Below are 24,999 nucleotides of genomic sequence, written 5' to 3'. Positions count from 1 at the left end.
TAAAAATAACCTGATGCCCGGATCCTTCTCCTCTTCCCTGTATCAGAATCGGGCACGTTTATTCAGTACGACTTAACGGGAAAGAGTTAAGTACGTTTGACCCTCGCACGTCTGTGGCGAAGTGAAGCCAGATAAGCAGGCTTACAGACTTTTATTCGTCACAAATGTGTAGATTTTCTAAAGTTAATTCATAGGGTTAATTTGAAACTCATCACATAAATTGTCCAGTTGTTTTTACTCATTCTGACACTGCGATTATGTTAGTAAATGTGTAAACAGGTAACAATGATCGTGAATCAAGCAACAACCCCCGCACTAAAAAACAATAAGACTATGATTTACAATCATTTTGTTTTTAATAAACATCTAATGGCATTTGCATGGGATTGCGAGGGTTACAAAACCATCTTTAAGAATTTGATGTTTTTATTAACCAGAAAAGTAGGTTGATTCTGAACGATGCTTAATGATTAATACCCTTTAGTAACGACCTTTAATTAATGACAAGGAGATGCAGTGTTCAGACCAGATCATGCTGTGCAGCACACTATTAAGAGGGAAAAAATCACAGCCGCTTTGGGTTTTGCGGTCAAGTAGATACGGGAAGCCGCTCACAATAACCCAATGCCCTCTCTCTGAATTGCTCAAGATGATGCTTTAAGGTTTCTTTTCCGCTGAATTTCACGTTCAATGCTGAAAATCCTTGTGATACGGACGGTGGTAGATGAAAAACACAGCAGCAAAAGGACATAAAGCCACTGCCAGTGATGTTGCAAAGCAGGCCGGTGTCTCGAAGTGGACAGTTTCACGCGCGTTTACACCAGGCGCATCGATATCTAAAAAAGCCCGGGACAGCGTTATGGCTGTCGCACGGGAGCTGGATTATCGCCCTAACCTGCTGGCACGGAGTTTGTCAAAAAAGCGCACCAACATCATTGGCGTGGTGATTGATGAGTTGAAGAACCCGCACTCATTGATGATCCTGGATGAGGCAACGCGGCAGTTACAAAGCCGTGGGTATATGGCTTTGATGCTAAACATAACGGCAGAGGCACATTATCGCTCGGTGATGTCGCTGGCCGATCAGCTACAGGTAGACGGGATTTTATTTCTCGGCACGATTCTGTCTGCGGAGTTCATTAGCATTGCAGAAGATATGCACCATATCCCACTCGTACAGGTCTGCCGCAACACCGATGCTCAGGATATCGATGTAGTGGCAATCAGTGGGTTTAACGCCGGTAAACAGATTGCTGAATTGATGCTGGAGCAAGGGTTCAAACGTTTTGGCTTTATGAAAGGACCAGACACCCCCACCTCACATTTGCAGCGTAAAGAGGGATTTGAGGCCGGTCTGAACGAGGCAGGCATTGAACTGGAAGTTCTGCTCAAAGCCGGCAACTACGAACGTCAGCGCGGCTGGAGTGCGATGGAACAGTATCTCCAGCAGACAACACCCGCAGAGCAACGAATTGAAGCACTGTTTTGTGAGAATGATATCCTGGCGTTAGGCGCTATGGCGGCACAGCGAGAGCTGGCACCGGAATCCCCGATTGCGATTGTAGGTTTTGATGATATTGAAGAAGCCAGCTCACCCGGCTGGCAATTGACCAGCTACAGCCAACGCATTGATCGACTGATGGAGGAAGCCATTTGTCGACTGGTTGACGGCACACCCGGCGCTAACACCGACTGGCAACAAGGTGAATTACGTATACGCCGCTCACATTTAAAAAACTGACGTAGAGTATCAGGCTGCTCCTGTTAGCAGCCTGACAACAGGCTCATGAAAAATGTTGGCCATCGGCTTTAAATATAAAACACAGATTCAATGATCGCTGCGGCAATATAGCCCTACCGATAACCGCAGCATACAAATCAATTCCAGCCTACGAAGACAGCTCTTCTTGACGAAACAGAAACAGGGAGAAGTGCCTGGGACTAAAGATCACATCCTCTCCACAGCAAAACGTTTAAGCCCATCTCATTATTCCCATTTTATTCATAGAGATAGAAGAAAAAACATCGTGATGTAAGCGTAATTTCAGGCTGAAATCGCCAGCACAAAAAGCGCAAAGGTGATGAAAAAAAAAGCGACTTGATAGCCAGACAAAAACACGGCATAGTGCCCGCGCTAACAACCACAATAACGTTATGAGAATGTAAATGACTCTTTATCAACATATGTTGATTTTCTATGCCGTAATGGGTTCAATCGCGATGTTAATTACTTTTTTCATCGCACGCGATCGAATGTGGATGCGTATTTTAAGTAGTGTGCTGGTTGGAGCCACGTGGCCGATGAGTTTCCCGGTCGCTCTGATGTTTGCACTCTTTTAATTGACGATCATTCAACGGGAGACCAAACTTAAACGAATACGCCTCAAAAACGGATCATGAGCAACCGTATCAACGACGTATTTTGGCTTACATTAAGAGCGAGGCTAATATGCGCACTATTTTGATGATCGCGATCCTGTTTACATCAACCGGGTGCACTACCGCGTGGGGACCGGAAAAACAGGTCCCACGTGCGGAGACCCGCCAACAAACCTGTCAAAACAGTGTCAGTCCTGATCAGACAAACTGTGGGCACTTTCCAGAACCAGAATTCCACTAGATCATTCATCGCCAGGAAAGGGAGATAGGTGCTTAACTGTGATCACGCTTTTCTGGCATACCTACTTAAACAAGTCACTACGATACTTAAACAGTTCAAGATCGCTGGATAGCCCCAGCTTTTTCATTCCTGTCTGCTTATGGCCACTGACTGTTTTGCGACTACGTTTAATTTTTGCAGCGATATCAATAATGCTCATGCCTTCAAGGTAACAGTGAATCACTTCAGCTTCACGCGGCGTAAGTAACTTTTCCAGCTCAGAAATATCCCTGGTGTGTTCAGGGTTATCCTGGGCATTCATAAATGCTTCGTCACGCTTACGTACCGGCACCACCGCCAGCTCGGCAGAAATCGCTGGAGGGATGTAACGCTGTCCGTTGTAGATAGCACGGATAGCATTGAGATAAATTACCGTTTCTTCTCTCTTTCCGATATAGCCCTTGATGCCCAGCATAAAGGCTGTGCGAATGACCGCAATACTTTCCATGGAAGATGAGAGTAATATTTTGGTCTGAGGGTGACGCACCAGAATATTTTTAATCAGCGATAATCCATCTAACTCATCACTGTGTAAAATATAGTCAAGAATCAGGACATCACAATCGTTACTTTTCAGCCAGCCTAACAGTTCCCGGCTGTGCGTGAAACTACCTACAATTGAAATATCGCCTGAGCTGGCCGCGACCACTTCGAAAGAGCGCAGAATGATAGGGTGATCGTCAAGAATGGCAACTTTTATTTTAGGGTTTTGATTATACATTTAATTTCCTTCTCATCAGGTTTGCTCATCATACGCCCCTATAATCAGAGGTGATAACGACCATTTATCTGCCTTGTAAATTCTTTCTGACTCAATTAATCACACCTTAATGCATAAAATAATCTTAACCAAACAATCCCAACAAAACCATAGTCGGAAGGTATTTTCCGGCTTAATCACATGAACACGTAAAATGTTTACAAAAATTTTATTTTCCTTTTGTTCAGTGTGTTACTTCTCTTTTTCCTGTTCTGGATAACATTCTTGTAACTCTGAATTAAAGTAATCAAGACAAACGCTGTTATACAAAAAATAGTTAGTAGTTCCAACAAGATATGTCTGCTTTGCTCATTTGCCCTGTTTATGATTGAGGCCAGAATGATAGTCTTAGATTATTCATGCCCAAAGCGTACTGCAAAGATTAACAGCTTGAAAAGCACATTTTTTTAATCGTGATCAAGTTTTCTGTCTACGAATACAGGTTATGATTTCACGTTACAGGTTTTTCTTGCGCCACATAACAATGATAACAGTATAAATATTTTAACCTTTAGCCAAAATTAGCCATCCTTGTCCCATCAGGAATTACTGCAATATGCGACGCTTACTACTTTGTTTAATGATTCTACTGTTTACACCGAAGAGCCTTTTCGCAATCACCACCGAACCATTGGTGATCACGCCTCGGATATCGCTTGTGGAGCTAACCTTACCTAAAAGTGAAAAAAACAAAGCCTGGCTACATCAGCAAAAAAGTCTTCAAATAGGAGTTTGGGGGGAAGTACATCCTCCTTTTTCAATTATTTCTTCTAACGGTATTTATCAAGGTCTCATCGCTGATGTTATTGGTTTAATGCAAAAAAGCATCGAACTGCCTTTTCAGATTTACTGGTATCCCGATGCGGCAACGGCATTATCTGCTCTGGAAAAAGGCGAGATCATGATGCTTCCTGTATGGCAACCAGAGGAAGCATCAACGGATACTGCACTGCTGACACAGCCCTGGATACACGATCGCTGGACGCTATTAGCACGCCACAATGACAGGCGTTTAATTAAAACCATCGGTATCGTTGAGGGCAACGATTTTGCGTTACAGAGGCAAGCCTCCTGGCCCGGTGGCACACCGGTTCGTTATATGAAATCTTATTCTGCTGCGTTGAATGACCTTTCATTTGGCCAGTTAGATGCTGTGTGGATCACAAAAATGTCTGCCGATTACTTACTTTCCACAGCATCGCTGCCCCCTCTCCCGCTCTTCAATGCGGTTACTCAACCGGCAAGTCTTCATTTTTCTGTTAATCGCCAGCACCCTGAATTGCTAGAGCTAATCGATGATATGCTGAGTGCCATACCCTTAGCTCATAAGACCCAACTGGCCCAAGGCTGGGGGATCCCCCTTGCGGCATTACTTGATGAAAAAGCCCCCGAAGACGTGTTACAGCAAAATATCACAGTCATTGTCGACACACGCCAGAGCCCACTCACTTTTCAAAACAAAGAAAAGCAAATCTCGGGATTGTTAATTGATCTTCTGGCCTTGATAAAAAGAAAATTCAATATCGATTACCAGTTAATGCCCGCTCATAGCGATGCAGAAGTAACAGCGCTAATAGAGCGCTTTCCTGAGGCTCTGCTACCGGCCAAATGGGTCATGGCTGAAGAGACAACTGGGCGCAGTTTGGTGCCTGACATCCATTGGCTAACCAGTCAATCTGTCGTGCTCATCAAGAATACAACACAACAGCCGCAAAACTTTTCGCAACTGGCGGGAGAGAGAATTGCTATCCTGCGCGATGATCCGATACTGAACTGGCTTGAGACTCACCATCCAACTGTGAGGTTAGTTGTTGCTGACTCCATTCCACAGGCGATGTCATGGCTAAAAAGCAATCGGATCCGTGGCATGTTGATGCCTCTGATACAGGCAAATTATTTACTGAACGAGCCAGAATATCGCGATGTTAAAGTGGGTATTGCGCTACCCGCTGCCGACCTGGTATTTGCCACTCCTCTATCGGATTCATCACTATCCGGGAAAAATCTCAACGTCGCACTTGCGGCCATCACACCAGCAGAGATCAATCAGCTGATTGCAAAATGGCGTGTTCCTGCCTCAACATCTTCAGTGCCCCTTTCTGACTCTGGGTCATTATATCTGGGTTGGATAATACTGGCTGTCGCTTTACTGGCAGGTCTGTTGGGCGCTATAACGCAACATCTCAGAAGGAAAAAGACCGCTCTTTCCATCACTGCGGCAAACACTCCCCCGATGGCAGTTCAACCCAGCACATCGCAACGCGTTTTTTTGCAGCATATGCACCATGAATTCGGCAATCATCTGCACGCATTACGCGGTTTGCTAGATCTGGAATTGCAAAAAGAGCCCCTTTCAGCAGAAAGCCATGAAAACCTCAGTACCATGCAGGAGACAGCCGCGCAGCTCACTTTTCTCGTTACAGCTCAGCACGATTTTATTGCACTTGCTGACACTGACTTACCAGGGAAAATCAGGCCAATAGTATTAGCCCAACTAGGGGAAACCATTGTTACGTGGGCTAATTCGCACGCACTCGCAAAAAATATCACCCTCAATTTCCAGTATCGCCTCTCGACAGATGAGTATCATTTGAATGTCCTCACCGTAACGCGCATTTTGCTTAGCTTAGTGCTCAACGCCATAAAACACAGTGATGGTAGCCGGGTCACGCTTTTTGTTGCTGAGAGCCCCCCTTCAGGGCTGTTGTTTGAAGTCGCGGACAATGGCACTTTTGCCGAAAAAGAGGAAATTGCACGGGCCAGTTCACTCTGGGGCGAAACGGGCCTTACCGTTGAGGAATGTAAACGTCTGGTGAAAGGCATGGCGGGCACGCTCTCATGCGAAACACCAGCAGGCCAGGGCACAATTGTCTCTCTCTTGATCCCAATAGCGCCTGTGGCGGAATGCACACCGCCACCTGTATCCACTCGAGTTCCCGTGACTATTTTGGTGGTTGATGACCACTCTCCTTCCCGTCGGCTTTTAGAAACCCTGTTGCAACAGCAAGGTTGTCAGGTCCTGAGCGCGCAGGATGGGGCGGAGGGATTAAAAGTATGGCAGGAAAACCGATCGGTGATTCATGGGATAATCACCGACTTAGCGATGCCAAACATGGATGGGTGCTCCCTTGCACGCAACATTCGGCAGGCGGAGATGGATTCGCCCTTAATTATTACGGCATTAAGCGCCAGTGATGACTTTGCCACGGTAGAAATGAGCCTGCAGGCCGGTATGAACGACTGTCTGAGCAAACCATTAAATGCCGGGGCGATTGCGGTCTGGCTACAGCACCATTTTCAATCCTCTCACCAGAACACGCCTGCTATCTCCTCGGCACTCACTTCTGAACACTATCAAGAGTGGCAGGAAGTAAACAACGCTGATATGGCTGCATTGCGCCAGGCCTGTAAACAAGAAGACCGTAAAGAGATCGCACGCATCGCCCATCGACTGATCAGCGCCGCACATCTGGCAAAAAATAATGACCTGACAAAATACTGTAAAACGCTCGAAAAAAATGCTTTTCATTTTACAATGTCTGAAATAAAAAACATGATAAACAGGATTGATCCCTTGATCGCTGAGCTAACATCAGCAAACCAGAAATAAGGGTAATATCATCCTGTGATGGTGCCGTTTTCAAGACCATACTTGTATAGATAACACATTCACTCTTTTAAGATGCGGGGTCGCTGAGTGAGGGTTGAATATGAAAAAAATCATGATTCTGGATTGCTGCCCGTTAGTCCTTACTGGACTTGAAAACACCTTATCCCGCGCAGGGTTTGAGGTTTCAGAACCGATCTCGCCTGATGATAACTTTATTTATTCTCTTTTTATTAATGAACCTGATATTTTAATCATTGATCCGGCAAAACAAACAGCGCCTACACTTGCTAAGATCGGAAAATATATGCAGTCCAGCAAAGAAACCAAGCTGGTTATTTTCTCCTCATACTTAAGTGCATGGCATATATCTCGTAGTCACCATCTTTACCCCGATGCCTTTATCAACAAATCTGAATGCCTGTCAATCGTGGTGTCTTCTCTGAGCGGGTTACTGTCTACACCCGAGACCTTTAACATGACGCTTCCTGTCTTAAGGGAAGAAGATAACTGCCTTTCCAGATTAAGCAACCGCGAAATGCAGGTATTAAATCTGATGGCTTCGGGTAAGAAGAATAACGTGATTGCAAATATCATCGGCTTAAATAATAAAACCGTCAGTACTTACAAACGGAAAATCATGAAAAAACTCAACTTCGGCAATGAGCGGGATTTAATCGATTTTACGCTGCGTCAGGGTTTATAACACTTTTATAATAGAAAAGGTAAATCTATAAAAGTGCGTTTCCTCCAGCAGCGAGTACTCACACTTTATGACGTTGCCTGTTGACCGACTGCGACACAACCCTGATGATACGCGGCAACGATAAAACGCACCGGAGAAGGCGTTGTGCCTGAGCTCAATCAATCACTTCTGGATCACATTCTTGAAGAAGTCCGCCCACTGACCCGTAAAGGAAAAGTTGCTGACTATATTCCCGCTTTAGCTGAAGTTTCAACCGATCACCTTGCAATAGCAGTATGCACCGCTGACGGCACGATGTATCAATCTGGCGATGCAGATCGGCGTTTTTCTATCCAGTCCATTTCAAAAGTCTTGTCACTGACCGTCGCACTGACGCGTTATCACGATGATGAAATCTGGCAGCGTGTCGGCAAAGAACCTTCAGGTCAGCCATTCAACTCTTTAGTACAGTTAGAGCTGGAAAAAGGAAAGCCACGTAATCCCTTCATCAATGCAGGCGCACTGGTGATTTGCGATATGCTTGAATCGCGGCTGACTGCGCCACGACAGAGAATGCTTGAGATTGTCCGTCAGCTAAGCCAACAAGACGATATTCAGTATGATCGTGACGTTGCGCGCTCAGAGTTCGAACACTCTGCACGTAACGCCGCTATCGCCTGGTTGATGAAAGCCTTCGGGAATTTTGACAATGATGTCAGCAGCGTCATGCAGACGTATTTTCACTACTGTGCCCTTTCCATGAGCTGCGTTGAACTGGCACGTTGTTTTAGTTATCTCTCTGGTCACGGCAAAATGGCAGGCAGTGATGCCAGCATCATTACGCCGCGTCAGGCACGCCAGATCAACGCATTAATGATGACCAGCGGCATGTATGATGGTGCAGGTGAGTTCGCATGGCGTGTTGGGATGCCCGCGAAATCTGGCGTGGGCGGCGGTATTGTCGCCATTGTTCCGGGGGAGATGAGTATTGCAGTGTGGTCACCCGCTCTGGACACATCAGGGAACTCTCTGGCAGGTATTGCGGCGCTGGAACTGCTGGCGGAACGGTTGGGCCGTTCAATCTTCTGATCTCACTTTTGTCGTGAGGGGTGTAAGCATAAAATCACCCTGATATGTGTAATAAGTCGCACTCTTTAAGCAAAAATGCAAAAGGTGCGACTTTTTTTGCTTCTAGACCGACTTTTTTTAACGTTTATATCCTGAAAGCGTTACACTGCCGCCTCACTTTTGGTCCGGTTAGCACGTTGAACAGATGAAGTTGTTTATCCCGCGCTTGCAACAGAAGATCACCGCCAGCATCGCCATTTTGGCCGTGCTGCTGCTGTTCATCGCGCCAGTGGTGTCTACTTCCCTGATGGAGCACACCGCGCACACCCGTGAAAATGCATCAATGGCGGACATGCCAGGCATGAATATGGCTGCAACGCCCGATCATGAGATGCAAGATCACGCTGAAATGGGTGTCGTCTGCGGCTATTGTGACTTATTGATCCATGTGCCGCTGATGCTGTGGGCATTTGTCCCCTTGCTGTGGTTGGTGCTCTGCCTTACACGCTGGCTACCTCCCCTGCTCAGCACACCACTGCTGGCAATTCACCCAGGTTTCGAACATCGTCCTCGCGGTCCCCCCAAGGCTGTTCTCATCATTGCCAGCTAATACCAAACACAACGCTTTTCGCCCGTGCGAATAAGCTCCTGTGCCTGAATTTCAATGTGGGGAACTATGTCCGCAACAACTTCTGCTGTGCCACGCAGCGCAATCATGAATTTTGTGCGCCGTTTGCATTTTTACATTGGCCTGTTTATTGCGCCGTTTATCTTCATTGCTGCACTTACCGGTACACTCTATGTACTGACGCCTCAGTTCGAAAACTGGTTTTATCACAGTGCCTTGACCGTTCAGCCTGAAGGTGAAGCTAAGCCCTTAGCCGATCAAATTGCGGCTGCACGCAGCCGGGTGGGTGAACAACAGCGTATCTACGCGATCCGCCCAGCACCAGGTCCTAATGACACCACACGAGTACAGTTTGTCGAACCGGATCTGGGCGCATCCAAATCACGATCGGTATTTGTAGATCCTTATACCTTACGTATCACCGGTGATATGCCCGTTTACGGGACCACCGGCGTTCTGCCTATTCGTACCTGGCTGGATGATCTCCATCGTGGCCTGCTTTTAGGTGATATTGGACGTAACTACAGTGAGCTGGCTGCCTCATGGCTGTGGGTAGCAGCCGTAGGTGGCGGTATTTTGTGGCTGACGTCCCGTCGTAAGCCTAAACCGGCACAAGCCAGTGCGGGGTTCTCTTTTGCACGCCACTGGCATATTACGCTGGGCCTGGTGCTGTCTGTTGGGCTGATTTTCTTTTCCATAACCGGGCTCACCTGGTCGCAGTGGGCGGGAGGAAATATTGACCGCTGGCGCGCGGACTTAAACTGGCTGACTCCGCAAGTTCGCACTGCGCTGGATGGGCAAAGTGTGGCAGTAAACGATCCCCATGCCGATCATCATGCCGCGCCATCAGCGATGGCTGACATGGATATGGGAGATATGGAGATGTCCGGGATGGCCATGCCTATGGCGGCGGCCAAAGTTCCGGTTGTCCAGGTCAATGCGGATAATGGCGACTGGCAACGGGTGCTTCAGGCTGCACGCGCAGCCGGGATCGACGCGGCAAAAGTCGAATTGCGCCAGCCTAAAAGCACCGGTCAGGCATGGACTGTGACAGAAGTTGATCGCCACTGGCCGAGCCATGTGGATTCTGCATCCATTGCGCCCAATGACTTCCATCTGGTTGATCATGTTCGTTTCGCTGACTTCCCACTGGTGGCAAAGCTGACACGCTGGGGTGTTGATGCACATATGGGTATCCTGTTTGGCCTGCCCAATCAGTTACTTCTTGCGGCCTTCGGTCTGGGATTATGTACCCTAATCCTTATGGGATACCGCATGTGGTGGTTACGCCGCCCTGCGGTTGCCACGCAAAATCCGGTGGAAACATTGTTGGCTAGCTGGTTAGCATTACCTCTGCCCGCTAAAGCCGTTGTGCTGTTGCTGGCGCTGGGTCTGAGCTATGCCTTACCGGTGATGGGGATCAGCCTGCTCGCCTTTGTGTTGACGGATATTGTACGTTGGCGATCATCACAGCGCGTCACTCAACCGCAAACCGTCATTGCACCTGAACAGCAATCACCTTTGGCGATAGTGCAACTGCGTATCGCAGCCAAGCGTAAAGAGCTGCGTAAATTTCTCTACGCCGTGGCCGTGCTGGCCGTTATTGTTGCCAGCGTCATGGGGAATGCCATTATTGGTGGCGTTATTGATGAGTACCACCTCACATTATCCCATTGGACGGTGGGTATGTACCTGACGCAGGGCTTTATGATTGTGCTCTACACCGGCGTATTCACCGGATTGATGTCGATCCCGCTGTGGTATTTCTTCCTCGGCGAAAGTGACGAACAAGGTAAATAACGTTGTTTATCTATCGGGCTGGAAACAGCCCGATATTATTCAAAAATAGTGAACAAGCTGAACAATTCTCCCCGCTGTTGTTAATTCCTCACTGCTTTATGATCTCAAGCCATACACCCCAACTTGCGGAGGATATATGGCTGAAATCGTGCGTGCCCATGGCGGCCAGCTGTTTGAATATGGCCCTTTAACCGTGCGTCGCCTCAGACCGGAATCCGGTTTTAACCCGATTACGCGTATTGACCTGATTAGCATGAAAACCGGTGCGATTATTGAGGAACATCCGCAGGTCAATGATGAGATCCTGAGCTATGTCTGGCGCGGATCAGTGGTCGATCAGCATACCGATGGGGAACGCTATACGCTTTCTGCGAAACGTACGCTGTTGATTAATGCCGCCAGCGAGATTCGCCATACTGAATCCGCGCCGCTCTATCAGGCAGAAATGTTGCAGGCGGTCATTCGCCCTTCACTCGCCGAAGGGACCAGCCGGGTGCAGATGCTGGAACGTAATGAAAGCACAGCAGAAAACCAGTGGACCCTGCTTGCAGGGCCAGAGAACAGCAATGCTCCCCTTGTCTTACGTCAGGACGTCACGATCTACGATATAAAACTGGGCCGAGGTGAAACGGTTTCTGTACCTGAAGCTAAGGGGCTTAACAGCTGGTTAATCGTGCTGGAGGGGGTGGTCAGTGTGGATGGCTCTCGCCTGCACAAAGCGGACACACTCAGTAGCCATACGCCACTCAGTAGCGTGACGGCTGAGCGAGATGCACTCATGTTACTGTTTATTGTTGATGATGCCGCTCCCGTTGTCGCGAGCGGCAGTTGGAACGGCCAATAATCTTAGCGCGCGTCACCGCGCGCTATTGATTAAAAATCCGCTTTTAATACTACACGGTAGTGTGCTTTACCTGCCCGCAGATGATCCAATGCGTCATTAATTTTCGACATCGGGAAATATTCTACGGTCGGCGCAATATCCGTGCGCGCCGCCAGTTTCAGCAACGAGCGCAGCTGCCCTGGCGAACCGGTTGAAGAACCCGCAACACTGTGGTCACCCACAATCAGACTAAAGGCAGGCACGTCGAACGGCTTCATCACTGCACCCACAGTATGGAATTTACCCTGTGGAGCCAGAGCGTTGAAATACGGGAGCCAGTCGAGAGAAACGGCCACAGTGCTGATAATCAAATCGAACTGTCCCGCCAGTGCAGCCAACGCCTGAGGATCACGGCTGTTGACTACACGGTCAGCACCCATTGCCAGAATAGTGTCGGTTTTACCAGCAGTAGAACTGAATGCCGTCACTTCGGCCCCCATCGCGCGCAGAATTTTAATCGCAATGTGGCCCAGGCCACCAATACCGATCACGCCCACGCGGCTGGTCGCCGAGATGTTATGCATCAATAGCGGTTTGAATACGGTGATCCCGCCGCACAGCAGCGGGCCTGCGGTTGCCGGGTCCAGACCTTCCGGCAACGGGATCGCCCACTGCCAGTTAGCACGCAGCCGTTCAGCAAAACCACCATGGTTATTGATGGTGGTTACTTTGCCCGCGCTACAGTTCACCTGATCGCCGCTGATGCAGGAGTCACAGTGCTGGCAGCTTTTCGCCGACCAGCCGATGCCCACACGTTGCCCCAGGCTCAGACCTTTATTTTGCGCACTGGAACCCATTGCCACAACGCGCCCAATAACTTCATGTCCAGCCACCAGCGGATAAGTTGAACCTCCCCATTCATTATCAATCATGGAAAGATCAGAGTGACACAGGCCACAGTAGTCGACTTCAACTTCGACGTCTTCTGCAGCCAGATCCCCTGCATCATACTCGAATAACTCCAGTGCTTTACCGGCTTCTAATGCTGCATAGCTTTTGATTTTCATGCTTTTCCAGTGTCCTCATTTAACCCTGACTAGCCTAACAACTCCGAAACCTGGCGTCTTAACAGAATCCGCGCTGAGAAGACACACACGGACTTATTTTGTATCACACTGTATCTGGATCGCCCTGACATACACAATCCTGCAACAAGCCGTCGTTTCGAACACATTCCCGCTACACTGGCGTGATGTCATGTCACCGGTCGATTAGATGATTAACGTACAGGGGACTGACAATGACTGGATTACCTAAATTTATTTCACCGCGCGCAATCAGCTTAGCACTGGCTCGCTGTGCTGGGTTCGCGTCTATGGCCCATGCCACGGACACCAACCCTTTCGATAACGTCAAACAGATCCATGCCGGTGTGCTGAATGTTGGCTACGTGGATATTGGCCCGCGTAATGGCCCTGCGGTCTTTCTGTTGCATGGCTGGCCTTATGACATTCACAGCTATGAAAAGGTGGCTCCGCAACTCGCCGCACAAGGTTATCGGGTTATTGTGCCTTATTTACGCGGCTACGGTTCTACGCGCTTCCTTTCGGCCGACACGCCCCGCAACGGACAACCCTCGGCGATGGCCCGCGATATGGTCTCTTTGATGGATGCGTTACATATTCAAAAAGCGGTATTTGCCGGATTTGACTGGGGCGCGCGCACCGCGGATATCGTGGCGGCTCTCTGGCCGGAGCGGGTGAATGCGCTGGTTTCCGTCAGCGGCTATTTAATTGGCAGCCAGCAAGCCGGTAAACAGCCCCTCCCGCCTCAGGCGGAATTGCAGTGGTGGTATCAGTTCTATTTTGCCACTGAGCGTGGTCGTGAAGGTTATGCGCAGCACACCCATGATTTCGCCAAGTTAATCTGGCAACAAGCCTCTCCGGGTTGGAAGTTTAGCGATCAAACCTTTAATCAGGCGGCAAAATCTCTGGATAATCCAGACCAGGTTGCGATTACTATCAGCAATTATCGCTGGCGCTTAGGCCTGGAACAGGGAGAACCCCAGTATCAACAATATGAGCAGAAGTTAGCCGCGTTCCCACCAATAACCGTGCCGACGATTACTCTTGAAGGGGATGATAATGGGGCACCGCATCCTGCACCGGCCAGCTACCGCGCAAAATTCGTGGGCAAATACCAACACCGAACGCTGCAAGGGAATATTGGCCATAACCCACCGGCAGAAGATCCCACCGACTTTGTTAAAGCGGTTGTAGATGCCAGTCATCTTTAATTAGCGTTATAGTGCTGAGCGGGCAGCAATCCATGTTGCCGCCCTCTTATTCAAGGAGTTGAGCAATGGAACATGTTGACCATATTCTGGTGGTGGATGACGATCGTGATATACGCGAGCTGGTCACGGAATATCTGATTAAGTCAGGCTATCGCGCCACTGGCGCAGCAAACGGGAAAGAGATGCGTGCCGTGTTGGGTAACAGCCATATTGACCTGGTGGTGCTGGACATCATGATGCCAGGGGACGATGGACTGACACTCTGCCGACAGCTACGTAATGACACTCAACAGAATTTGCCCATCCTGATGCTTACCGCGCGAAATGAAGACAGCGACCGTATTCTCGGGCTGGAAATGGGCGCGGATGATTATCTGGTTAAGCCGTTTATCGCGCGCGAACTCCTGGCACGTATTAAAGCGATTTTACGGCGAACCCGCGCACTGCCACCAAATCTGCAAATCACTGCGCCAAACCGGGTGATTAGCTTCGGCGACTGGCAACTTGATACGACTGCGCGCCATCTGCTGGACCCTGCCGGGACAGTTGTGGCGCTGAGCGGGGCGGAGTACCGGTTGTTGCAGGTGTTTCTCGATCACCCGCAGCGGGTGCTGTCCCGCGACCAGCTACTCAATCTGACGCAGGGAAGAGATGCTGAACTCTTTGAGCGTTCAATCGATCTGTTGGTTAGCCGGTTACGTCAACGCCTCGGTGATGATGCCCGTGAACCCGCCTGTATTAAAACCGTGCGCAGTGAAGGCTACGTGCTAGCGATGCCGGTCAAAGTGCAAGAGACATCGCAATGAAACTCACGTTCTGGCCAAGATCCCTGCTCTACCGCCTGATCGTCATGACGGTCCTGGGTTTATTGCTGGCCAATGCACTGACGCTGTCACTGCTGCTGTATGAGCGAATGGGCAGCGCACGTAAAGTGATGATGAGTAACCTGGAATATGATGTTGCCACCAGCGTCGCCATTCTTGACCGTCTCCCGGCGACTGAACGTCCACAGTGGCTAAAAAAGCTGGCGCGCGGCAACTATAGTTATCAACTCAATGCAGGCGAGAATGGCGAGTGGCCGGACAGTTGGCGCACACGTCCGGCAGTACGTTCCCTGCAACAGACTCTGGGCGGCCACTATCCGCTGAGTATTGTCTCATTACCTGGCGATCGTCCTCATATTCAGGCCCATTTACAGTTGCATGATGGTACACCGCTGACGGTGGATCTCTGGCCGAAAATGCCCGCGATAGCATGGTGGTTGCCGATCACCGTGCTTATCCAGTTGGCTTTATTACTTATCTGTAGCTGGTTTGCGGTACGCCAGGTTGTGAAACCGTTTACCCGATTTACCGACGCGGTCAACTCGCTGGAACCCGGCACCCAATCAAAGGTGACGCTGAATAATCACGGGCCAGAAGAAGTGATGCAGGCGACCGCTGCTTTTAATGCCATGCAGCTGCGCATTGATAACTATCTCAAAGAGCGCGCGCAGATCCTGGCCGCCATCTCTCACGATCTTCAAACGCCAATAACGCGCATGAAGTTGCGCGTCGAGATGGCAGAACAACCGGCACTGCGCGATAAATTAGTCGAAGACCTGGATAATATGACCCGGCTGGTGCGTGAGGGTATTGCTCTGGCACGCGCTTCGCAGACGCTGGAAGAACCGCGTCAGTGGATGAGCATCACCGCCTTTGTTGATGTTTTATGCTGCGATTATGCCGATGTCGGTCACCCAGTGACGTTCACAGTACATGGCACCGATCATCCCTTTATGCTGCAACCTCAGGCACTGCGCCGGATCATGACCAACCTGATTGATAACGCATTGAAATTTGGCGAGGTTGCCCTGGTCACGCTACATTTACCTGCCTCGGGAGAAGCGTTGATCCGCGTGGCTGATCACGGTCCGGGCATCCCAGAGCAGGAACTTGAAGCGGTGCTTCAACCCTTCTATCGTGGTGAATCCTCCCGCAATCGCGATACTGGCGGAACCGGACTCGGACTGGCGATAGCAGCTCAGCTCAGCGCACAGATGGCAGGAAAATTGCGTTTACATAATCGTGTGGAAGGGGGTCTGGAAGTCGAATTGCGTTTGCCACCGCCTCAATCCAGCTCATGATTTAAGGGTGAACGAAACGCATGCCTTGCAGCCTGCATGAGTTGTTCACCGCTGACGGTTGCAGGCAAACGTTGCAGGACTTTACTGGCTTGCCAGTAACACAACACCATAAGTTCGTCGCTTTCCGTTTCGGCGAGCTGGCGCAACCGGCTTCGCAGTGAGCGCACATCAACCGTTTGCTGCTCGTTCAGCATATCCGCAATCGTTTGGTTGATGAGGGGATGGAGAGCTCTCCATGAAAGATCCGAAAGCAAAACTGACCTCGACATAATGGCAAAATAGAGAAGATGAAACGCAATCATTGTGTTGTGATAACGGTTACATTATAGCTTCACTTACCGATTTCAACCAAGGTATGAGTCACATAAATCAAGAATCCGCTGACTGATACACTTGTTGCCGCAATCACTCAGTTACGTTTACAAGGAAAGCCGATGTCTCAAAATACACCACTACGCGCCGACCCACTGGTATGGGGTCATGGTTCTCAGGTTTTCGAGGTATTTCTTGAACCTACTTGTCCTTTTTCTGTGCGCGCCTTCAACAAATTCTCCGATCTCCTGCAACTTGTTGGCGAAGAGAAGATGACGTTGAAGATCCGCCTGCAGTCACAACCCTGGCATATGTATTCTGGGGTGATTGTGCGATATATCCTGGCAGCATCGACACTGCCCGCAGGAAAAGAGGCCGCAAAACAGGTGATGCAGGCTGTTGCCGACCACCGCGAAGCGTTTGAATTTACCGATCATAGCCATGGCCCGAATATGGACGTCACGCCCAATCAGCTTATCGACCGCCTTGCGCAGTACAGTGGCGTAGATGCACGAGAAGCATTTAAAGTGGCGGCATTGCAGAATGAAATCAAATGGCACAGCAAGTATTCGCGTCAGAACGGGATCCATGTTTCACCGACCTTTATGATTAATGGCCTGGTGCAACCTGACATCGGCAGTGGCGATGATATTGCTGACTGGGCGAAGCGTATTCTCGCCTGACAGGCATTTTGGCCCGTAGCAGCTGTTGCTATAAGGTTTAAGCCACGACTGCGATGATCGGGCAGATTATTTCCCTACAAGAGAATAATGGAATGAGAAAGCGTTTAGTGGCTGCCGCATTATGTTTAGCGGGGATCGGTGCAACGTTGTCGGTACAGGCCGCAACAGATATTCGTGTCACCTATGCGGGTTCAATGGGCAAAGTCATGGATCAGAGCCTCGGCCCTGCATTTGCCAAAGCCAACGAAGGACACTATGAAGGCCAGGGTCAGGGCGCTTATGGCATGGCGCGTTTACTGGCGAGCAAAAAGATTACGGCGGATGTGTTCGTCTCGATTACGCCAGGACCGATGCAAATCCTGAAAGATGCAGGTTTGATCGATAACGCCGTTCCGGTCGCCAGCACCAGTATGGTCGTCGCGTGGAGCCCTAAAAGCCAATACGCTCAACAGTTTGCGGCGTCGAGTGGCAGTAATGACAGCTGGCTGAAAGTGCTCTCAACGCCGGGCCTGCGCTTTGGCCGCACTGACCCAATCAATGATCCAAAAGGTCAAAACATCATCTTTACCCTGTTGCTGGCGGAAAAATATTATCACCAGCCGGGCATTGCAGAGAAAATCCTTGGCGGCGTACAGAACCCGGCTCAGGTGAGCCTGGAAGGCGGATTACTCACCCGTCTGGAAAGCGGCCAGGTGGATGCAGCGGCAGGCTATGAGAGTGAAGTGAAATCGGCGCATCTGCCCTACGTCGCTTTACCCGATGAGATCAATTTAAGTAACCCGGATCAGGCCAGGAAATGGTATGACACCGTGAGCTTTGCCGTGAAAGACAGCAAGGGTGAAAGCAAAACCCTGCACACGCAGCCACTGGTTTACTATGCAGCGGTCTTAAAAAATGCCCCACACGGTACACAGGCAGGCCAGGCATTTGTTGATTTCATGCTGAGTAAAACCGGTCAGCAACTCTATCAGCAGAACGGTTATGCGGCACCTAAAGGCGGTGCGCTGTACTAAATATGAAAAAAAAATCTTCAGCAGCGCTATGGTTATCCCTGCCCGCTTTAGTGTTGCTGCTGTTGCCTTTTTTAACCTTAATTGGCATCACGCAGTGGCAGCACTTTCAACTGGCATGGGGTGATAGCCACGCTATCGCCACCTCACTCGGGTTGGGGGGGATTGCGCTGCTGTTGATCATTGCCAGCGGCCTGCCGCTGGCGTGGTGGCTTTCGCAATCTAGCGGTAAAGTGCGGATGATCGTCGAGGTGCTGGTCTTGATCCCGATGCTGACTCCCCCGCTCGCGCTGGGGATTTTACTGGTCTCTGCATGGGGGCCTTATAGCCCCGCTGGCGAATTGCTACAACGGGTTGGCGTCACCCTGGTGAACAATCCGGCGTCGTTTGTGATGGCTCAGTGGTATGGCGCGTTGCCATGGTTTGTTATCAGTGCGCGTTCCGCTTTTGCCAATGTGCCAACGCCCATTCTGGAAGCCGGCATGATGTTAGGCGCTTCCTCATGGCAACGGTTCTGGCGACTGGCAATCCCGGTTGCAGCACCAGGGCTGGCAGCCGCTACCGTGCTGGCGTGGGTTCGGGCGATGGGAGAGTTCGGCATCGTGATGATTTTTTCCTATTTCCCACAAGGGATCCCGGTTCAGCTGTACAACAACCTGCAAAACGATGGCGTCGATGCCGTCTACGTATTGATGTGGCTGCTTTTGCTGTTCACCCTCCCGCTGCCGTTAGCCTGTTTTCTGTTAACACGAAACGCCTTTCGACGCGCACTTTAACCAATAAGCAAGGGTGAAATTCCCTTATTTATTGATTTACACCTCGCAGATCGTTTCAAAAGCGACTGATTTTTAGTAAACATCCGGAATTATTTAACCTGCATCACAAAGCCATTCATGCCTTAACGAAATAATCACATACCTGGACTACCCCTTAATTTACAACCTATAAAAACGTCACTGTTTCTGGGGAAAGCCATGCACAAACCATTGAATGCGTATCTACTCCGCCAGCTTAAGAGCCTGGCGACAATAACCCTCTTTTTTCTCCTGCCCAATATGGCCTTCGCGGTCTGTAACGATCACACACCGGTTTCTGGCAGCAGTGTTACCTGTAACGGGGACGCACCCAATCCCGATCCTGTTTCAGTCATCAGCCCTACCGGTGCCAGTAATAATAATCTGACAGTTCAACCCAACAGTGGGCTTACCGTTAACAGCGGTAATGCTGTATCGCTGGCGGATGGAAGTACAGTCGAAAACGCGGGCACCATCAGCGGCCGCCTCAGCGGTATCACCTTTCGGCAAGGGAATAATGCGGTAATAAACAGCGGCACGATTTCCGCCACCGCAGGACCGGCCATAACCTTTAATGGAAGCGGCAACAATCTGCTGATTAACAGCGGAACACTGAATGGTGCGGGTGCGACTACGGTTAAATTTGGTGCGGGGGCTGATAGCTTTGTGATGAATGGAGGCCAAATTAATGGCAACCTTGATCAAGGCAGTGGCAACGACAGCGCGGTAATTAATGGCGGTAACATTACGGGTAACCTTGCTCAGGGTAGCGGAATCGATGATTTCGTGATGCACGGGGGAACGCTGGGTTCACTGGCGCAGGGGGATAATCGCGATACCTTTACCATGACCGGAGGAAGCATTACCGGGGCATTTATCGACGGTGATGTAGCAACGATGAGTGGTGGCTCAATCGGCCGCGTTGATATGAAGCTGGATAACAATATCTTTACCCTCACCGGAGGGCAGATTGTCGGAAACCTGGTCACTGGCTTTGGCAATGATACCATCACCGTCACGCAGGGTACGATTGGTGGCAATATCAGCGTCAGTGGCGGTACAGATAGCGTCACAGTAACCGGTGGAAATATCAAAGGCCAAATCCTGATGAGCAGCGGCAATGATAGTTTTCTCTGGCAGCAAGGGGGGATAATTCAAGGCGCAATTCTGATGGGCAATGATAATGACCGCGCGACGTTACGCGATTTATCCATCAACACTCTGGCCAGTACGCCACAGCTGGATGGCGGCAGTGGTAATGATACGCTGACGCTGGATAATGCTATTGCGAATAATCCTGCGCGCTTCACTCAATGGGAAACCATTAATCTGCAAAATCATGCCGCGCTCTTTTTAAGTTCCCCTCTGGTCCTGGGGGATGCCACGACTCAGACCGGGGCCCTTAATATTGATAACCAAAGTCTGTTGTATGGCGGTGCGGGGGACAGCCAGATAGCGCCTTATACTGCTGGTCAGTGGGTGACACTACATTCCTCCGGAACACTCGATCTCACTCATGGCAGCACCAGTACATCAGACACTCTGACGCTTTATGGCAACTACATTGGCGATAACGCAGTACTCAAATTACAGACGCAACTTGGAGATGAAAATTCCCCCACTGACCGCTTCATTATTTCAAGGGGAGAGGCCAGCGGCACCACGCAGATCCAACTGACCAATATTAATGGCCAGGGTGCTTACACCGCAGGAAACGGCATTGAGCTGATTAGCGCCATCAATAATGCCACGACGCGTACTGGCGCTTTTGATCTTGCGGGAGGTACCGTTTCCGCCGGTGCCTATGAGTATGTCCTGTTTCGCGGGGGAGTGACGCCAGGTAGTGAGGAAAACTGGTATCTGCGCAACCAATTGATCGCGCCAGCCTTAACCAATCCACCCTCTCCTCCACCAGAAAACCCTACCCTTCCGCCGGTTGAGCAGCAACCCGTGGTAGCCATTCCGCAAGCCGCTCCCGGCAGCCCGGCGTTACCTGCGGCACAGCCCGGTTCTGACCCCGTCCCACTCTATCGCCCGGAAACCCCGCTCTATTCAGCATTGATGCCCGTCGCGTTGGATCTTGGCATATTTACCGTTGGGACTTTCCATCAGCGTCAGGGATCGCAGCGTCTGCTGTCACAGGACAATGATATGCCTGCAACCTGGAGCCGCGTTGAGGCTCAGCACCACCAACAACAGTGGTCTGGTGACGCCACACCAGGTTTTAGGGGCAACCTTGCCACCTTCCAGGTAGGGCAAGATCTCTGGTCATCACACCGCAGCAATGGGCCAGAAAATCGTGCTGGCGTGTTTTACAGCTACTCATCAACACGGGGGGACGCTAACGGCATGATCTTAGGCTTCAAGAACCAACAGGCTGGCTCGCTCAGGCTAAACGCCAACAGTTTCGGTGGTTACTGGACGCATCTGCTGGAAAATCGAGCCTATATCGACGCTGTCGCGGCATGGAGCTGGCTAGATGGCTCCCTGGATTCGGTGCGTGGGCTGGGTGGTGATATTCACGGGCACATGCTCACCGCCTCGGTTGAAATGGGATGGCCATTGCCGGTGAGTGAACACTGGTCCATTGAGCCACAAGCGCAGATGATTGCTCAACATGCGACACTGGATACCCTCAATGATGGCATTGCCACAGTAAACTGGGGCTCTGGAAAACGCTACAGCGGGCGAGTCGGCGCGCGTCTTGCCGCAAACTATGGTGTTATCGAACCCTGGCTACAGGCGAATGTCTGGCATACATTTCAACATAGCGGAGAGGTTACACTGGGTGAAGATGTGATTCGCAGCCAGCAAGAAAATACCGCCCTGCAACTGGCTGTGGGTATCGCTGCACGCATCAGCGAAGAGACCCGCATTTATGCCAGTTTCAGCCATATGAGCGATGTGGATAGCCAACATCGCAGAGATGATGGTGGAAGTGTTGGCGTGCGAATCAGCTGGTAACTATAACCAGCCAGACCGTTTGAGTTTGCGATAAATGCCAAAGCAGACGATAGCGGTCAATCCGACTACCGCCGGATAACCAAAGCGCAGCTTTAGCTCCGGCATATCGCTAAAGTTCATGCCGTACATACTAAACAGAATGGTGGGGACGATCAGAATGGCCCCCCACCCCGCCAGCTTTTTATTGATCTCGCTTTGCTGAACGGACACCAGCGCCAGGTTAACCTGCATCGCGCTGGTCAACATTTCGCGCATATCTTCCGCATTAATCGTGACATGGTGCGCATGATCCTGAACGTCTCGCAGATACGCGCGCAGGCATTTAGGGATCAAGTCTTCATGGAAGCGCACCAGTTGCTGGCACATTTCAGGCACGGGCATGGCGGCATTACGCAGGGTCAGGAGTTCACGCCGCAGACGATACACCTGCTCTACGGTATGTCGGTTAAACTCCGTGCTGAACATATTATCTTCCATGTCGGTAATGCGTTTGCTCAGCGAAGTAATGATATTGCCATAATTATCCACGATAAAATCGAGAATGCAGTACAGCGCGTATCCCGGCCCTTCGCGCAGCATTTCGACGTTTTTCTCTGCTTTTTCACGTATCGAGGCATAGCTCTCTGAAGGACCATGACGAACAGAAATAAGGAAATTTTTGCCGACAAAAAAGTGTGTTTCGCCAAATACGATCTCATCCTGATCGGAGAGATGAGCCGTATTCACCGCAATGAACAGTGATTGACCGTATTGTTCCACTTTAGGCCGCTGGTGGGCAGTGAGGGTATCTTCTATAGCCAGCTCATGCAGATGAAACTCCTGTTGCAGCTGCTGCATAAATTCTGGCTCGGGTTGATATAACCCCAGCCAGATAAACGCGTTATCGTCCTTGAGTGCTTCACTGATATCTGCAATTTCAACCTTTTCCTGCCGCTTACCTTCGCGATACAGCACGCAATTTATGACCATGACCCAGCTTCCTTTGGTTAGCTTCAGTTAAGCACCGTCTTAACTGACACCAACATAGCGCAAAATCGCCGTCATGCAGGCTGCACCCACAATAATAAAAATCAGCGGCACTTTACGCCAGGCAAGAAACACGGCAAACAGGACACCTGCGACGCGGGCCAATCCGGCAAAATGCGTTCCCTCGTATAAGGCAGAGGTGGCGGCAACGGACAGCAACAGTACCGTTGCAGCGTCTGAAAGCATACTCCGTGCCGTTTCCGACATAGTGAGACGATTGCCCATACGAAAACCGGTAAAGCGAATCAGGTAAGTGCCAACAGCCAGCAGGAGGATGCCTGCGATCATTAATCCGTTATGTGTCATTTCCTGTCCCGCCAGGCCAGTAAACCAAGTAAAGAGAACAGCACTGGCAAGCCTGTGGGTACGAAGGGCACCGCCAGCAGGGAGAGCAATGCACCGCCACCCGCAGGGATCCGGGTTCGACGCTGGCGCAGCGCCGGAAAGATCAATGCAATCAGGATGGCAGGAAATACCGCATCAAGGCCGATTGCTTTAATGTCCGGGATAAACTGACCGATCAATGCCCCACCCACCACGCTCAGAGGCCAGATCAGCGCAATCCCTAAACCACATAGCCAATAAGCGGCAATGCGTTTTTCCCGCGTAGGCTGGGAAATGCCAAAGACCACACTCTCATCGTTCATGATGTGGCACCCCAGCAATCCACGCCACCCTCTCCCAGGCAGTTCGCGTACGGCAATGCCAAAAGGAAGATGTCGCGCATTTACCAGTAAGCCAGCCGCTGCCGCAGTAAAGGGGCTTCCCCCACCTGCCACGATCCCAATAAACAGAAATTCAGACGCTCCAGCCAGAACCAGAGTAGACAATGCAATAGGCACCCACAGCGGAAACCCATCCGCAGCAGCCAATGAACCATAGGAGAGCCCAACAATCGCATCGGCGATGCACACCAGAAAAATAGCCTTGATCACATCCCGGCTGAGGGGGATACGCCGTTCAGACATCACAATTTCGTCTCATAATGAACACAGATTCCATTATAATGAACACTGAGATATCGTTTTACAAGTCGAACGTTTCGTTCGATATAAAATAACAGGAGCTATTGTGACCCCACCGATCCACCTGATTTCTCAGGGGCTGGTACGAGAGCGCCAGCGTGCTGGTTTATCCCTGGCAGAAGTCGCGCGCCGGGCGGGCATTGCCAAATCGACACTCTCTCAGCTGGAATCCGGTAATGGTAATCCCAGCATTGAGACGCTCTGGGCGCTATGCGTAGCGCTGAACATTCCCTTTGCGCGTTTGATGGAGCCGGAAGCGAAACGCATGCAGGTGATCCGTCGTGGGGAAGGTCCGGCAGTTAATGCAGAACTCGCGAATTATCAGGCAACGCTGCTGGCAACCTGCCCACCGGGTGCCCGACGAGATATCTACCTGCTGACGGCACAACCCGGCTCACAGCGCTGTTCCCATCCCCACACGCCAGGCACGGTGGAACATATTATTGTGACCCAGGGACGTGCGTTGATAGGGCCGGAGGAATCTGCCGTTGAACTGAACCCGGGTGACTATATTTGCTATCCGGGGGATATTCCGCACATTTTCCGCGCACTTGACAGCGATACTTTAGCGGTGATGGTACTTGAAATTCCAGGTTAAACCTGGTGAAAAGGGTATTTTCTGGCCACTGACTACAATACCCTGAAATAAAAAAAGGCCATCTGTAAAAGATGGCCATTAAAACGCATAATAACGGATGTTTTGCGAACCTTCATTCCATGAACATTGCACAATT

General features: G+C 50.3%; 22 protein-coding genes. 16 read left to right on the top strand and 6 right to left on the bottom strand.

The genetic code is table 11. From position 1 onward, the window contains the following. Positions 1-724 precede the first annotated feature (724 nt). Both B880_RS0117455 and B880_RS26180 read left to right on the top strand, forming a co-directional pair. Positions 725-1,741 carry a LacI family DNA-binding transcriptional regulator gene (locus B880_RS0117455; protein ID WP_026042739.1) on the top strand — a complete coding sequence of 339 codons (1,017 nt, stop codon included), beginning with the start codon at positions 725-727 and terminating at the stop codon, positions 1,739-1,741. Positions 1,742-2,166: 425 nt separating this feature from the next. Then, a complete protein-coding gene (locus B880_RS26180; RefSeq protein WP_017348739.1) occupies positions 2,167-2,340 on the top strand; it encodes a GhoT/OrtT family toxin in 174 nt (57 codons plus the stop codon). A 341-nt stretch (positions 2,341-2,681) separates the two neighbouring features. Here the strand turns inward: B880_RS26180 and B880_RS0117445 are convergent, their stop codons facing one another. Then, positions 2,682-3,380: a response regulator transcription factor gene (locus tag B880_RS0117445; RefSeq protein ID WP_017348738.1), complete on the bottom strand. Its 699-nt coding sequence runs from the start codon at positions 3,378-3,380 to the stop codon at positions 2,682-2,684. Positions 3,381-3,975: 595 nt separating this feature from the next. Here B880_RS0117445 and B880_RS0117440 point away from each other — a divergent pair. The 6 genes from B880_RS0117440 to B880_RS0117415 all read left to right on the top strand — a co-directional run bounded on the left by B880_RS0117440 (position 3,976) and on the right by B880_RS0117415 (position 12,051). Beyond that, positions 3,976-7,029 (top strand): response regulator, encoded by a 3,054-nt coding sequence (locus B880_RS0117440; RefSeq protein WP_083482103.1) that lies wholly within the window; start codon positions 3,976-3,978, stop codon positions 7,027-7,029. Between the two features lie 100 nt (positions 7,030-7,129). Next, a complete protein-coding gene (locus B880_RS25675; RefSeq protein ID WP_017348736.1) occupies positions 7,130-7,732 on the top strand; it encodes a helix-turn-helix transcriptional regulator in 603 nt (200 codons plus the stop codon). Positions 7,733-7,876: 144 nt separating this feature from the next. Beyond that, a complete protein-coding gene (glsB, locus tag B880_RS0117430; RefSeq protein WP_017348735.1) occupies positions 7,877-8,800 on the top strand; it encodes a glutaminase B in 924 nt (307 codons plus the stop codon). A gap of 184 nt (positions 8,801-8,984) precedes the next feature. Further along, entirely contained in the window at positions 8,985-9,389 is a 405-nt protein-coding gene (locus B880_RS0117425) for a DUF2946 domain-containing protein (protein WP_017348734.1), read from the top strand. 66 nt (positions 9,390-9,455) lie between these two features. Continuing rightward, complete coding sequence (locus B880_RS0117420; RefSeq protein ID WP_017348733.1) at positions 9,456-11,207, top strand: DUF2534 family protein; 1,752 nt, start codon at positions 9,456-9,458, stop codon at positions 11,205-11,207. 136 nt (positions 11,208-11,343) lie between these two features. Continuing rightward, entirely contained in the window at positions 11,344-12,051 is a 708-nt protein-coding gene (locus B880_RS0117415; RefSeq protein ID WP_017348732.1) for a pirin family protein, read from the top strand. 29 nt (positions 12,052-12,080) lie between these two features. Here the strand turns inward: B880_RS0117415 and ahr are convergent, their stop codons facing one another. Further along, on the bottom strand, positions 12,081-13,097 hold the full coding sequence (gene ahr / locus B880_RS0117410) for an NADPH-dependent aldehyde reductase Ahr (protein WP_017348731.1): 1,017 nt from the start codon (positions 13,095-13,097) through the stop codon (positions 12,081-12,083). Between the two features lie 308 nt (positions 13,098-13,405). Here ahr and B880_RS0117405 point away from each other — a divergent pair, with 308 nt between their 5' ends. The 3 genes from B880_RS0117405 to B880_RS0117395 all read left to right on the top strand — a co-directional run bounded on the left by B880_RS0117405 (position 13,406) and on the right by B880_RS0117395 (position 16,451). Next, a complete protein-coding gene (locus B880_RS0117405; RefSeq protein ID WP_443146818.1) occupies positions 13,406-14,326 on the top strand; it encodes an alpha/beta fold hydrolase in 921 nt (306 codons plus the stop codon). 65 nt (positions 14,327-14,391) lie between these two features. Beyond that, on the top strand, positions 14,392-15,132 hold the full coding sequence (locus tag B880_RS0117400) for a response regulator (protein WP_017348729.1): 741 nt from the start codon (positions 14,392-14,394) through the stop codon (positions 15,130-15,132). Beyond that, positions 15,129-16,451 carry a sensor histidine kinase gene (locus B880_RS0117395; protein WP_017348728.1) on the top strand — a complete coding sequence of 441 codons (1,323 nt, stop codon included), beginning with the start codon at positions 15,129-15,131 and terminating at the stop codon, positions 16,449-16,451. Before B880_RS0117400 ends, B880_RS0117395 begins: the two co-directional genes overlap by 4 nt. On the opposite strand, the gene B880_RS0117390 is transcribed toward B880_RS0117395, so the two are convergent. Beyond that, complete coding sequence (locus B880_RS0117390; RefSeq protein WP_017348727.1) at positions 16,436-16,645, bottom strand: hypothetical protein; 210 nt, start codon at positions 16,643-16,645, stop codon at positions 16,436-16,438. The two genes, B880_RS0117395 and B880_RS0117390, sit on opposite strands and share 16 nt — an antisense overlap. 240 nt (positions 16,646-16,885) lie before the next feature. On the opposite strand from B880_RS0117390, the gene B880_RS0117385 reads away from it, so the two are divergent. The 4 genes from B880_RS0117385 (at position 16,886) to B880_RS0117370 (ending at position 22,214) form a co-directional block, all read left to right on the top strand. Continuing rightward, positions 16,886-17,446 carry a DsbA family protein gene (locus tag B880_RS0117385; RefSeq protein ID WP_017348726.1) on the top strand — a complete coding sequence of 187 codons (561 nt, stop codon included), beginning with the start codon at positions 16,886-16,888 and terminating at the stop codon, positions 17,444-17,446. Between the two features lie 92 nt (positions 17,447-17,538). Next, the gene (locus B880_RS0117380; RefSeq protein ID WP_017348725.1) at positions 17,539-18,459 is read left to right on the top strand and encodes an extracellular solute-binding protein; all 921 of its coding nucleotides are present in this window, start codon (positions 17,539-17,541) and stop codon (positions 18,457-18,459) included. Positions 18,460-18,461: 2 nt separating this feature from the next. Next, the gene (locus B880_RS0117375; RefSeq protein ID WP_017348724.1) at positions 18,462-19,232 is read left to right on the top strand and encodes a molybdate ABC transporter permease subunit; all 771 of its coding nucleotides are present in this window, start codon (positions 18,462-18,464) and stop codon (positions 19,230-19,232) included. Between the two features lie 198 nt (positions 19,233-19,430). Beyond that, on the top strand, positions 19,431-22,214 hold the full coding sequence (locus B880_RS0117370) for an autotransporter family protein (protein WP_017348723.1): 2,784 nt from the start codon (positions 19,431-19,433) through the stop codon (positions 22,212-22,214). On the opposite strand, the gene corA is transcribed toward B880_RS0117370, so the two are convergent. Genes corA through B880_RS0117355 form a run of 3 tightly spaced genes read right to left on the bottom strand, consistent with a single transcriptional unit; the run spans position 22,215 to position 24,208 of the window. Continuing rightward, positions 22,215-23,183: a magnesium/cobalt transporter CorA gene (gene corA / locus B880_RS0117365; protein ID WP_017348722.1), complete on the bottom strand. Its 969-nt coding sequence runs from the start codon at positions 23,181-23,183 to the stop codon at positions 22,215-22,217. A gap of 39 nt (positions 23,184-23,222) precedes the next feature. After that, on the bottom strand, positions 23,223-23,546 hold the full coding sequence (locus B880_RS0117360; protein WP_017348721.1) for an AzlD domain-containing protein: 324 nt from the start codon (positions 23,544-23,546) through the stop codon (positions 23,223-23,225). Beyond that, the gene (locus B880_RS0117355; RefSeq protein WP_017348720.1) at positions 23,543-24,208 is read right to left on the bottom strand and encodes an AzlC family ABC transporter permease; all 666 of its coding nucleotides are present in this window, start codon (positions 24,206-24,208) and stop codon (positions 23,543-23,545) included. The genes B880_RS0117360 and B880_RS0117355 overlap by 4 nt, the downstream gene beginning before the upstream one ends. Before the next feature lie 103 nt (positions 24,209-24,311). On the opposite strand from B880_RS0117355, the gene B880_RS0117350 reads away from it, so the two are divergent. Beyond that, positions 24,312-24,863, top strand: coding sequence for a helix-turn-helix domain-containing protein (locus tag B880_RS0117350; RefSeq protein ID WP_017348719.1), 552 nt, complete (start codon positions 24,312-24,314; stop codon positions 24,861-24,863). The last annotated feature ends 136 nt before the right edge of the window (positions 24,864-24,999 follow it).

Origin of the sequence: Pantoea sp. A4 (genome assembly GCF_000295955.2) — a bacterium.
Taxonomy (GTDB): domain Bacteria; phylum Pseudomonadota; class Gammaproteobacteria; order Enterobacterales; family Enterobacteriaceae; genus Pantoea; species Pantoea multigeneris.
Note: the sequence above shows the minus strand (reverse complement) of the source record. Positions and strands in the feature narration are given on the sequence as shown.